We start from the raw sequence: 11,873 nt of genomic DNA on the forward strand, positions 1-11,873 counted from the left end.
GGCGTTACCACAAGGGTCGCGCTTTACTCATTGAAGCTATTTGATATTGATGAATTCGTGAATATAAATATTTCCCAAGTCGCTATCAAAGATGAGCTCCAACAATTGCTCCATCGCTAACGCAAATCGAGATACAATTGTTACCTTAGTTCTCTAAATTAAATAGATTCCTACTTTTTATAGGACATATTATGATAAAGAACATATTAAATGGCATACAAGCATATTCAGGTGCTTTAGCATTAATTTCAAAGCTAAAGCTTTGGAAGTTCTTTTTCGTTCCTATCATCATCAGTATTATTACAGCAACAGTTATTATCCTCACGGCTTATGGCTTATCTGACAATATTAGTGACTACATTACAAGTTTATTACCTGACTGGGCTGAGAATTCATGGATAAAAGGGATTTTCTCATTCATTAGTGGAATTATAATTTTAGCCATTGGATTAATTCTATATAAACACATCATTATGGCACTTTCTGCACCATTTATGAGTCCAGTTTCAGAAAAAATTGAAGTCTATTTAACTGGAGCCGAAAGAAAAAACCATAGAAATACAACGTTTAAAGAACAACTTTGGCGAGGTATTAGAATAAATATAAGAAATCTTGCTAAAGAACTCCTAATCACTATTCCTATTCTATTGTTAAATTTTATTCCTATTGTAACTATTTTTTCAACAGTTTTACTATTCCTTGTTCAAGCCTATTATGCTGGTTTTGGAAATATGGATTATACCTTAGAGCGCCATTTAAATTATCGCAAAAGTGTTCAATTTGTAAGAAAAAACAAAGGTGTTGCCATTGGAAACGGAATTGTTTTTATCCTATTCTTACTCCTTCCTGTTATTGGTGTGATTCTCGTTTTACCAATGAGTGTTACTGCAGCTTCAATAAAAACAGTTAAGCTTCTTGAGGAAGAAAACCTTCTTTTAGAACATAAAATTTTAGTATCGTGATTGCTCAATTTGATGGCTTCGAAATTAATCCTATTCACGAAGGTGATGCTTGGAAAATCTGTGATTTTGTGATTGCAAATACCGATCGTTTAAAACGTTACTTTCCGAAGACATTAGAACAAAATTTGAATCCGACGCTTTCTCAAATTTATGTTGAAAATCGCGTAAAAGCATTTCAAAATAAAGATGGATTTGTATTCACATTAAAACAAATAGAAACACGAAAACTTATTGGACTCATTATCTTAAAAGAACTCAATTGGACTTCAAAACAAGGTGAATTTGCTTATGCTATAGATTACAATTTTAATGGAAAAGGATTAATGTCTAAAGCCATAGAAAAGCTTTCAGTTTACGCTTTTGAAACTTTAGGATTAGAACGATTGCAAATCATCTCACATAAAGAAAACCGATCTAGTGTTAAAGTCGCGTTGAATAATCATTTTGAGTGGCAAAAAACATTGAAAAATGAATTTACACCTAAAGGCGAGCAACCTTTAGATATGGAATTATACGAATTATATAAAGACTAAAATATCCTGCAAGGTTTCCAAAACCTTGTAGATCTTTTAAAAAGAAAAACATGAAGTTAGACAACTTAGAAAAAGATCATTATTATCACATTTACAATCGTGGAATTAATAGTGAAGTCATTTTTAAGAATGATGATAACATGTTGTATTTTCTAAACTTATCAGGTAAATACTTAAATGATAATGCTGATATTATTGCTTACTGCTTAATGAACAATCATTTTCATTTCATCATTAAAGTTACTAATGAGAAAAACATAACAAATTGCTTTTCTAATTTTTTTAATTCTTATGCTAAAGCTTATAACAGACAACAAGGAAGAACTGGAAGTTTATTTGAAAAGCATTTTAAACGAAAACGATTAGATACAGAAGATTATCTAAAAAATCTAATCTTATATATTCATAACAACCCTATCAATGCGATTGAAAATTATAAATTCTCATCTTATTTGCATTACTTGAATGGTACTAATCCTAATTCTTTTAATTTGGCAAAATCAGAAATCTTAAGAGTTTTTGATAGTATTGAAAATTTTGAGCATATGCATAAAAATTCAGATTCATACCTACAAGGTTTTGAAAACCTTGCAGGAAAAGAAAAAAAATTAGAAGAAAAAATAACTTTTGATTCTGAAATCAAAGATAAGTTCTTCAAATACATACACGAATTACAAGACACAATCTCGTCTAAATTGGAAGCGATTGATGGTAAAGCAAAATTTCAAGAAGACCTTTGGAAACGTCCTGAAGGTGGAGGCGGAAGAACTCGCGTGATAGAAAACGGGAACGTCTTTGAAAAAGGTGGTGTCAATATCTCTGGTGTTCACGGAAAATTACCAGAAAGCATGCAAAACTACTTTGGTGTTGAAGATGCTAACTTTTTTGCTTGTGGTTTAAGTTTAGTATTACATCCTAAAAACCCAATGGTTCCAACAGTTCATGCGAATTGGCGCTATTTTGAAATGTATGACCAAGAAGGTAACATTGTTGATCAATGGTTTGGTGGTGGACAAGATTTAACGCCTTACTATTTGTTTGAAGACGATGCTAAACACTTTCATCAAACATGTAAAACAGCATGTGATAAGCACGATCCTGAATTCTATAAAAAATATAAAGCGCGTTGCGACGAGTATTTTTACAACACACACAGAAATGAAGGTCGTGGTATTGGAGGTTTATTCTTCGATTATTGCAAAGCTTCAGATGATATGAGTATGCAGAATTGGTATGATTTTGTAACAGAAATTGGTGATAGTTTTCTTGATGCTTATGTTCCTATTGTTGAAAAACGAAAAAATATAGAATCTACAAAACCACAACGTGATTGGCAAGAAATTCGTCGTGGTCGTTATGTAGAATTTAATCTAGTTCATGATAAAGGCACGCTTTTCGGATTAAAAACCAACGGAAGAATTGAAAGTATTTTGATGAGCCTACCACCACATGTACAATGGGTTTATGACCATCATCCAGAAGCAGGAAGTGAGGAAGAAAAATTAATTAAAGTATTACAAAATCCTGTAAACTGGGTGTAACATGAAATGCTACTGCGGAAATAACAAAACCTATAATAACTGCTGTGAAGTCTTTCATTCAAACAATGGAAAAACAGAAACCGCTCAACAATTAATGCGATCAAGATATAGTGCGTTTGTATTAGCCAATGGTGATTATTTAATGCAAACACATCACAACTCTACAAGACCTATAACAGAAAAAAAAGCGATTGTAAAATGGGCGAAATCTGTAGATTGGATCAAACTAGAAATTCTTGAAACAGCTAATGGTTTAGAAAATGATGATAAAGGAACAGTAACGTTTAATGCTTATTTTTATGACAACAAATCCATCGATGTTATTCATGAAAAATCTGCTTTTATAAAAGAAAACAACAAATGGTATTACTTAGGTTATGCCAAAAAAATATAAAACATTAGAAGTCACAAAGAAAATTAATGGAACTATTGCAACATCCAATAAGTTAAACGTAAAAACTAACAACGAAATAACACCTACAAGGTCTCGAAGACCTTGTAGGTATATTAAAATAAAATCTATGTATCCACTAAGAAGAAACCGAAGATTAAGAACCAACGAAGCGATTAGAAGCTTAGTTCGTGAAACTATAATTACACCAAACGATTTCCTTGTCCCGCTTTTTGTTGTGGAAGGAAAAGGCATCAAACAAGAAATTGCATCTATGCCAAATTATTACCGTTTCAGCTTAGATTTATTAGAACACGAAGTAAAAGAACTCTGGAAATTGGGTTTAAAATCAGTTTTACTATTCGTAAAAGTGCCAGACAATCTTAAAGATAATAAAGGCACTGAAGCTATAAATCCAAACGGATTGATGCAACGCGCCATCAAAACTGTGAAGAATGTTTGTCCTGGAATGTTAGTAATGACAGATGTTGCACTAGATCCATATTCATCGTATGGTCATGATGGCATTATTCAAAACGGAAAAATTATCAATGATGACACAGTAGATGTGTTAGCCGAAATGAGCTTATCTCATGTGCAAGCTGGAGCCGATTTCGTTGCTCCAAGTGATATGATGGATGGTAGAATTTTATCAATTCGTGAAGCTTTAGAGGACGACGGGTTTACAGACACTGGTATCATGAGTTATTCTGCCAAATATGCATCAGCTTTTTATGGTCCTTTTCGTGATGCTTTAGATTCTGCTCCTGCAGAACTTAAAGATGTTCCGAAGGATAAAAAAACATATCAAATGGATTTCGGGAACCGTTTTGAAGCCATAAGAGAAACCGAAATGGATATTGATGAAGGCGCAGATATCGTGATGGTAAAACCAGGTTTATGTTATTTAGATATTGTTCGCGAGATTAAAAATGAAGTCGATGTTCCTGTTGCTGTGTATCAAGTTTCAGGTGAATATGCTATGCTTAAAGCAGCTGCCGAAAAAGGTTGGTTAGACCATGATGCAGTTATGATGGAGCAAATAATTGCAATAAAACGGGCTGGAGCAGATGTGATTGCTTCTTATTTCGCTAAAGATGTTGTAAAATTATTATCGTAAATTCGCAACAATTAAAACTAAAAACTATCCATGGGATTACTGATATTTTATGCTATAATTTCCATTTTCTTTTCCTTTCTCTGTTCTATTTTAGAAGCTGTTCTTCTAAGTGTAACACCAACTTTTATTAATTTAAAAAAGAGTGAAGGCAAAGCTTATGCTGAAGATTTAGAAGTGCTCAAAAAAGATGTCGATCGTCCGCTTATTGCCATTTTAACTTTAAACACAATAGCACATACTGTTGGTGCAATTTTAGTTGGTGTACAAGCAAAAGTGGCTTACATAGAACTTTATGGTTCTACAACTAGAAGTGTTTTAGGCATAACGTTTACCGAAGATTTAATGGTTGGTGTGGTATCTACAATTATGACTATTTTAATTCTTGTGGCTTCAGAAATTATTCCAAAAACTATTGGTGCTACCTACTGGAAACAACTTGCAAATTTTACAACCAAAGCATTACATGTTTTAATTTTTCCTTTAAGATGGACTGGTATTCTTTGGCTTTTACAACTCACTACAAAACTAATAGGAGGCAAAGGTCATGGAAGTATTTTAAGTAGAGAAGGGTTTTTAGTCATGGCAGATATGGCTCATGAAGAAGGTGTTTTTCAAGAGAATGAAAGTAAAATTATAAAAAATTTATTAACCTTTAAAGAGGTTTTTGCTAAGGACGTCATGACACCTAGAACGGTTATGAAATCTGAAGATGAAAAAACAACTGTTGAAGACTTTTTCAACAAAAACATGAACCTTAGGTTTTCTAGAATTCCTGTTTTTGCTGATGATCCTGATAACATTAAAGGACTTGTTTTAAAAGGTGAAGTCTTTAAAGAAATGGCTTTAAATAACGGTTCTAAAAAACTTTCAGAATTGAAACGAAATATTATTGTTGTTTCTAGAGAATTACCTATTCCTAAGCTGTTTGAGAAATTAGTTGAAAGCAGAAACCATATGGCTATAGTTGTAGATGAATATGGCTCTGTAAGCGGTTTGGTTACTATGGAAGATGTGATTGAAACACTTCTTGGTCTTGAAATTATGGACGAAAGTGATAATGTATCTGACCTTCAGCATATGGCTAGAAAAAGTTGGGAAACTAGAGCAAAAAAATTAGGCATCCTTGATGATAAGCCTTCAGAAGAGAACGAATAGCAATGGAAACTTGTATTATGTCTTCACCTTTAGGTTATACCAAAATTGTTGGTGATGCAAATGGTATTTCAGAAGTGATAGTCCTTAATTCAGAAGAAAGTATAACAGACATTATACCTATAGAACTTGAAGATTGTGTCATTCAGCTTCAAGAATATTTTGAAGGCACTCGAACTAAGTTTGACCTTAACTTAAATCCGCAAGGCACAGAATTTCAGAATAAAGTTTGGAAACAATTAGAGCAAATTCCTTATGGAAAAACATTTTCCTACTTAGAATTATCAAGACAGCTTGGTGACATAAAAGCCATTAGAGCAGTCGCTAATGCTAATGGTAAAAATCCGTTATGGATTATTATTCCGTGTCATCGTGTTATTGGAAGTGATGGTAGTTTAACTGGATATGCTGGTGGTTTACACCGAAAACAATGGCTCTTAGAACATGAAAGCCCTTACAAACAACAACGCTTATTTTAAGGTACAAATTGCTGCTTCTAAAAAATTATAGAACAATTAAACAACTTGAATTTTAATGAAAAATTTAAAATGGACACTTATAACAATTACTGCAGTAGTCCTTTTATTGTATGTTTTTGACTATGGATATATTTTAAGAGGTGTTCGTGTTGTCTATTTCACTGGTCACAATTCAGCTTTTATTGACGATTTCCCTTATTTTGAAAACGATATCATTGAAAAAGGGGATAAAATTGAGGCTTGGGCAAAGCATAAAGATTTTAATTCGGTTGAACCCACAAAAATCTTAAAAAGAGCAAATAAAAATTGGGGAACAGTAGCTTATGTCATCATAAAAAATGATAGTATTTGGTTTGAAGAGTATTATGATGGTTTTGACGAAAATTCGAAAACAAATTCGTTTTCAATGGCAAAAAGTTATGTTTCAGGTTTATTAGGAAAAGCAATTATGGATGGCTATATTAAAAGTTTAGATCAACCAGTAAGTGATTTTTATCCAGAATACAGTTATGCTAAAACTACAGTTGGAGATTTATCATCTATGGCTTCAGGCTTAGATTGGGTTGAACATTATACAAGTCCGTTTTCTGTTACAGCCAGAGCAAATTATGATGATGATTTATCTGAAACTATTTTAAATCAGAAAGTTGTTAAAACGCCAGGTGTAGAATTTGAATACTTAAGCGGAAGCACTCAATTATTAGGAATGGTTATTGAAAAAGCATCTGGTAAAACCTTATCAAATTATTTATCTGAAAGTTTCTGGAAACCTCTAGGCTCGTCAGATAATGCCATATGGCAATTAGATGATGAAGACAATAGACTTGCCAAAGCATTTTGTTGTATTGGTAGCAACGCTAAAGATTTTGCTCGTTTTGGTAAGCTTTATAAAGACCATGGAAAATGGAATGGACAACAAATTTTAGATTCTGCTTTTGTCGCAAAATCTATAGTGCCACGTTTTCCTGAAAGTCCAGAATACGGCTATGGTTGGTGGCTAAAAGAACATTTAGGAAAACAATTCTTTATGATGCAAGGTCATCTAGGTCAATACGTCATTGTACAACCTAAAGATAATGTTATTATTGTCAGATTAGGACATTCAAAAGGGCCTGAAAATCCTTTAGAAACTTACACTGATGATGTTTCAATTTACATTGAAGAAGCTTATGAAATGCTAAACAAATAGCAATTCTATATATAAATAATTCTAATCATATAGCACAAAATAGAAATTTTGTAGAATATATTCTATATTTTTGTATCTTTAGTGCTGAATACTTATTCACCTATGAAGTACATTAAACTCGTTTTATCGCTTTTAGCTACAATAGCAATCTTTTATGTATTAAACACAAAACTTGGTGACCTTCCGCCTTTAGGGAAATTTTTAGCGCCAACCGAAGGTATTTGGCAAAATGAAACCGATGATGCAACTTCTGGTATTGTTTCTATCGATGGTTTAGAAAACGAAGTTACAGTACATTACGATGCTCAACTCATTCCACATGTCTTTGCTAAAAATGATTATGATTTATATAAAGCACAAGGTTATATAACTGCCAAACATCGTTTTTGGCAAATGGAGTTTCAGACCTTTGCTGCTGCTGGACGAATTTCAGAAATTATTGGAGAAAAAGGCCTCGAATTTGATAGAGCGCAACGCAGAAAAGGAATGCTTTTTGGTGCTGAAAACAGTTTAGAGGTAATTAAAAATGATCCTGAATCTCTTAAATATCTGGAAGCCTATAGCGATGGAGTCAATGCTTATATTAGTCAGCTTAAACCAAAAGACTATCCTGTTGAATATAAATTATTAGGCTATAAACCAGAAGCTTGGAACATTGATAAAACTATGCATCTATTAATGTATATGACTGACATGCTCTGTGGAAAAGATTATGATTTAGAATATACTAATATGCTCAGAAAGTTTGGTGAAGAGCGTTTCAATTTATTATTCCCTGACTTCTTTGATGTCAATGAACCAGTAATTCCAAAAGAACAAGATTGGAGTTTTATTGATGTTGAACAGACTGAAACTCCATTAAGCGAATTGCCATTAGATTCTATTTCAGAAACAATGGTAAAACCTCACCCAAATAATGGAAGTAATAATTGGGCTGTAAGTCCACAAAAATCATCTACAGGAAATGCAATTCTAGCAAACGATCCTCATTTAGGATTAAAACTTCCTGCTATTTGGTTTGTCATGCAATTGAATTCTCCAAATCAAAATGTATTTGGGGCAACACTTCCAGGAGCTTTAGGAGTTATAATTGGGTTTAATAATGATATTTCTTGGGGAGTTACAAATGCGACAAGAGATGTTAAAGATTGGTATAAAATAGAGTTTCAAGATAAAAGCAAGCAAGCTTATAAATATGATAACGGTTGGAAAAAAACATCAGTTAGACTCGAAGAAATAAAAATTAGAGGTAAAGAAACATATATAGATTCAGTAATTTATACGCATCATGGACCTGTAAGTTACGATCATACATTTAAAAGTGATGATGAGAAAAAGGGGTTTGCGATGAAATGGGCTGGTCATAAAGGACACAACTTTACAGAACTGTTTTTAAAACTCAATAAAGGCAAAAACTATGACGACTATTTAGATGCCATTTCAAATCATGTTGCACCTGCTCAAAATTTTGCTTTTGCATCAACTCAAGGCGATATTGCATTATGGGTTCAAGGTGAGTTTGCAAATAAATGGGAAGGTCAAGGAAAGTTTTTGCTAGATGGAAGCGATCCAGAACATGATTGGCAAAGTTTTATTCCGAAAGAGTTTAATCCTCATATTAAAAATCCAGAACGCGGTTTTGTGAGTTCAGCAAACCAACATCCTGTTGATGAAACTTATCCTTTTTATGTATTTAATGATGGCTATGAAACCTATAGAAATCGAGTAATTAATAATTATTTAAGAGTAAGGGAAACCGTTAATATTCAAGATTTTAAAAACCTTCAAAACAATAATTATAATTTAAAAGCAAAAGAACTCATTCCATTTATGTTAAGTCATATGGAAACTCCTGCATTAACTAAAGATGAACAATTGTTATTAAATCATGTGAGACAATGGAATTTTAATACAAGTCTAGATAATGTTGGCCCAAGTATTTGGTCAACATGGATTAAACATTTATATCGAATGACTTGGGATGAATTTGATGCAAAAGGTGAAGCGTTAACAGCGCCTTTTATGTATCAAACTATTTACATGTTGAAGACTCATCCTAATGACCCTTTTATGGATATAATAGATACTCCAGAAAAGGAAACTGCCATAGATTTATTTAGTCTATCATTTAAAGCCGCTGCCAAAGAATTAAACGAATGGAAAACTGAAAATGGCGATTATGAATGGAGGCATTATAAAGGCGCATATGTTGGTCACCTTTTGCAATCATTGCCTGCTTTTTCTAGATTTGACATTCCGGTTGGAGGCGATCGTCATACTGTAAATGCATCAGGTGTTAATCATGGTCCTTCATGGCGAATGATTGTTGAAATGTCTTCACCTCCAAAAGCAGTAGGAATTTATCCAGGTGGACAATCAGGTAATCCAGGAAGTGTGTACTACGATAATTTTATTAACGATTGGGCAGCTGGAAATTATTATGATTTATTATTTATGCAAGACGAAAATACAACTGAAGGCGTTACTTCTACACAAACATTAACACCAAAACAATGAAAAAGAATTTAATCAATTTTATAGCCACAATAATCATTGCCCTAATACTATCTCAATTTTTACCTTGGTGGTCTGTAATGCTCGCTAGCTTTTTAACAGCTATTATATTTGCTTTAAAAAAGAGTGCTGTATTTTATATTCCTTTTTTAGCGATTGCAGTGTTTTGGATCGTTTATGCGTTTTGGTTGAGTAGTAGTAATGACTTTACACTTTCTAAAAAAATAGCTGTTTTATTACCATTTCAGGGGAATCCTTATATCTTGATTTTGGTGACTGGAATTATTGGTGGATTAGCTGCTGGAATAGCTGCAATTTTCGGCAAACAATGTGCTACTTTATTAAAAACTAAAGCTTAATACGATGATTTCTAAACTCAACTTAGCGAATATTTTGTTTTTAGACATTGAAACAGTTCCTGAGACTGAACATTTTTCAGATTTAGACGATACCAAACAACAGCTTTGGGAAGCTAAATCACAATACCAAAGACGTGATGAATTTACTGCTGAAGAGTTTTATGATCGCGCAGGAATTTGGGCTGAGTTTGGAAAAATTGTATGTATTTCAGTTGGCTATTTTACGTACCAAGGTGATGTAAGAACGTTTAGAGTAACTTCATTTTATGGCGATGAAATTAAAATATTGAAGGATTTTAAAAACCTTTTAATCTCACATTTCAGTCAGACCAAACATTTACTTTGCGCTCATAATGGGAAAGAATTTGATTTTCCATATATCGCAAGACGAATGATTATTCACAATATAGAATTGCCTTATAAATTGAACCTCTTCGGAAAAAAACCTTGGGAAGTACCTCATCTAGACACCTTAGAATTATGGAAGTTTGGTGATTATAAAACCTATACATCTTTAAAATTACTAACGAATGTTTTAGGCATTCCTTCGCCTAAAGATGATATTGATGGTAGCGAAGTATTTGGCGTGTATTATAAAGAAAATAACATCGATAGAATTGTTACCTATTGTGAAAAAGATACCATTGCAGTTGCACAAATATTTTTAAGATTACGAGGTGACGAACTACTGCATGATAATGAGATTATTCATATTTAAAATGTATTAATTACAAGTAATTTACTGTCTCTAAATTACTTACAAATTCTAACAGATTTCCTATTCGGTTTTTATTTGCTAAATTACAAGCTTAATTTAATTACTATGAAACACATACTCGCTTTAATTACCATTATAATATACAGTACGGTTTCTTCACCTCTATTTGCTCAACAAGATAAGTTTATAGAAGACTATTTAGAACGATTAGAAAATTCACGAAAATATTTAATTCTTGTAGCAGAAATGATGCCTGAGGATAACTATAACTTTGGAGCCACTCCAGAATCTTTGACCTTTGCTCAAAACTTGTTACATATCGGTTTTGCGATAGATTGGCATAGTCAGTCATTATTAGGAGGTCGAGAATCTAGAGAGTGGAAAACGGATACCATCTATAAAGTTGCTGATAAATCAAAAAAAGAAATGATTGCTACAATTGACAAAACATTCGATGAGGCGATCAACTTAATCAAAGACTTTGATACTACTGAATTAAATGACGAGTTAGATTACTTCGGGTTGACTAGATCAAAGAGACAAATTTTTTCTTTACTAGCCGACCACATTACGCATCACAGAGGACAAATGCTTGTGTATTTAAGACTAAACGGATTAGTGCCACCTAGATATGTTCTATTTCAATAACTAAAACGAAATGAACTGAATTTTGTAGTAAGTCGAAAATTAGTAATTATTATGCTTGTAATGCTAAAGACGATGAATTGTTTTATAATAACGAGATTATTCATATGTAGACACGCAAAAAGGATTGAACGGTCTGTTTGAAATCCTTTTTTTATTTTCAAAAAAAGATTGAGTAGTGAAAGCCTGGTTTCTAATTTTTCTAGAAATTTGCCCAAATAAAAAAAGCCCAGACATGACATCTGGACTTTTCAATTAGTAGTTAGTTAA

12 protein-coding genes and 1 pseudogene are annotated in these 11,873 nt (G+C 32.6%); all 13 read left to right on the forward strand.

Annotated elements, in window-relative coordinates:
* The first annotated feature begins 191 nt into the window (after positions 1-191).
* The 13 genes and pseudogenes from MUN68_RS16120 (at position 192) to MUN68_RS16180 (ending at position 11,606) form a co-directional block, all read left to right on the forward strand.
* The gene (locus MUN68_RS16120) at positions 192-962 is read left to right on the forward strand and encodes an EI24 domain-containing protein (protein ID WP_249993022.1); all 771 of its coding nucleotides are present in this window, start codon (positions 192-194) and stop codon (positions 960-962) included.
* Positions 959-1,495, forward strand: a complete 537-nt coding sequence (locus tag MUN68_RS16125; RefSeq protein WP_249993020.1) for a GNAT family N-acetyltransferase — start codon at positions 959-961, stop codon at positions 1,493-1,495. Before MUN68_RS16120 ends, MUN68_RS16125 begins: the two co-directional genes overlap by 4 nt.
* Before the next feature lie 50 nt (positions 1,496-1,545).
* Positions 1,546-1,848 (forward strand): annotated as a pseudogene (locus MUN68_RS16130) (transposase); the annotation flags it as partial.
* A 285-nt stretch (positions 1,849-2,133) separates the two neighbouring features.
* Positions 2,134-3,036 carry an oxygen-dependent coproporphyrinogen oxidase gene (gene hemF, locus MUN68_RS16135; RefSeq protein ID WP_249993947.1) on the forward strand — a complete coding sequence of 301 codons (903 nt, stop codon included), beginning with the start codon at positions 2,134-2,136 and terminating at the stop codon, positions 3,034-3,036.
* A gap of 1 nt (position 3,037) precedes the next feature.
* Positions 3,038-3,430, forward strand: a complete 393-nt coding sequence (locus MUN68_RS16140; RefSeq protein ID WP_249993018.1) for a YchJ family protein — start codon at positions 3,038-3,040, stop codon at positions 3,428-3,430.
* Positions 3,431-3,557: 127 nt separating this feature from the next.
* Positions 3,558-4,547: a porphobilinogen synthase gene (hemB, locus tag MUN68_RS16145; RefSeq protein WP_249993945.1), complete on the forward strand. Its 990-nt coding sequence runs from the start codon at positions 3,558-3,560 to the stop codon at positions 4,545-4,547.
* Between the two features lie 30 nt (positions 4,548-4,577).
* A complete protein-coding gene (locus tag MUN68_RS16150) occupies positions 4,578-5,702 on the forward strand; it encodes a CNNM domain-containing protein (protein WP_249993016.1) in 1,125 nt (374 codons plus the stop codon).
* 2 nt (positions 5,703-5,704) lie between these two features.
* Positions 5,705-6,178 carry a methylated-DNA--[protein]-cysteine S-methyltransferase gene (locus tag MUN68_RS16155; RefSeq protein WP_249993013.1) on the forward strand — a complete coding sequence of 158 codons (474 nt, stop codon included), beginning with the start codon at positions 5,705-5,707 and terminating at the stop codon, positions 6,176-6,178.
* Positions 6,179-6,233: 55 nt separating this feature from the next.
* Entirely contained in the window at positions 6,234-7,367 is a 1,134-nt protein-coding gene (locus tag MUN68_RS16160; protein ID WP_249993011.1) for a serine hydrolase domain-containing protein, read from the forward strand.
* Between the two features lie 102 nt (positions 7,368-7,469).
* The gene (locus MUN68_RS16165; RefSeq protein ID WP_249993008.1) at positions 7,470-9,884 is read left to right on the forward strand and encodes a penicillin acylase family protein; all 2,415 of its coding nucleotides are present in this window, start codon (positions 7,470-7,472) and stop codon (positions 9,882-9,884) included.
* Positions 9,881-10,240 carry a hypothetical protein gene (locus MUN68_RS16170; protein WP_249993007.1) on the forward strand — a complete coding sequence of 120 codons (360 nt, stop codon included), beginning with the start codon at positions 9,881-9,883 and terminating at the stop codon, positions 10,238-10,240. The genes MUN68_RS16165 and MUN68_RS16170 overlap by 4 nt, the downstream gene beginning before the upstream one ends.
* Positions 10,241-10,244: 4 nt before the next feature.
* Complete coding sequence (locus MUN68_RS16175) at positions 10,245-10,958, forward strand: 3'-5' exonuclease (RefSeq protein WP_249993006.1); 714 nt, start codon at positions 10,245-10,247, stop codon at positions 10,956-10,958.
* A gap of 105 nt (positions 10,959-11,063) precedes the next feature.
* Positions 11,064-11,606, forward strand: coding sequence for a DinB family protein (locus tag MUN68_RS16180; protein ID WP_249993005.1), 543 nt, complete (start codon positions 11,064-11,066; stop codon positions 11,604-11,606).
* Positions 11,607-11,873: the final 267 nt, after the last annotated feature.

The organism is Psychroserpens ponticola (assembly GCF_023556315.2).
Classification (GTDB): Bacteria; Bacteroidota; Bacteroidia; order Flavobacteriales; family Flavobacteriaceae; genus Psychroserpens; species Psychroserpens ponticola.

Coding starts and splice junctions, on each gene's coding strand:
- MUN68_RS16180 (WP_249993005.1), top strand. CDS start 11,064: ATGAAACACATACTCGCTTTAATTACCATTATAATATACAGTACGGTT.
- MUN68_RS16120 (WP_249993022.1), top strand. CDS start 192: ATGATAAAGAACATATTAAATGGCATACAAGCATATTCAGGTGCTTTA.
- MUN68_RS16140 (WP_249993018.1), top strand. CDS start 3,038: ATGAAATGCTACTGCGGAAATAACAAAACCTATAATAACTGCTGTGAA.
- hemB (WP_249993945.1), top strand. CDS start 3,558: ATGTATCCACTAAGAAGAAACCGAAGATTAAGAACCAACGAAGCGATT.
- MUN68_RS16165 (WP_249993008.1), top strand. CDS start 7,470: ATGAAGTACATTAAACTCGTTTTATCGCTTTTAGCTACAATAGCAATC.
- MUN68_RS16175 (WP_249993006.1), top strand. CDS start 10,245: ATGATTTCTAAACTCAACTTAGCGAATATTTTGTTTTTAGACATTGAA.
- MUN68_RS16170 (WP_249993007.1), top strand. CDS start 9,881: ATGAAAAAGAATTTAATCAATTTTATAGCCACAATAATCATTGCCCTA.
- MUN68_RS16160 (WP_249993011.1), top strand. CDS start 6,234: ATGAAAAATTTAAAATGGACACTTATAACAATTACTGCAGTAGTCCTT.
- MUN68_RS16150 (WP_249993016.1), top strand. CDS start 4,578: ATGGGATTACTGATATTTTATGCTATAATTTCCATTTTCTTTTCCTTT.
- MUN68_RS16155 (WP_249993013.1), top strand. CDS start 5,705: ATGGAAACTTGTATTATGTCTTCACCTTTAGGTTATACCAAAATTGTT.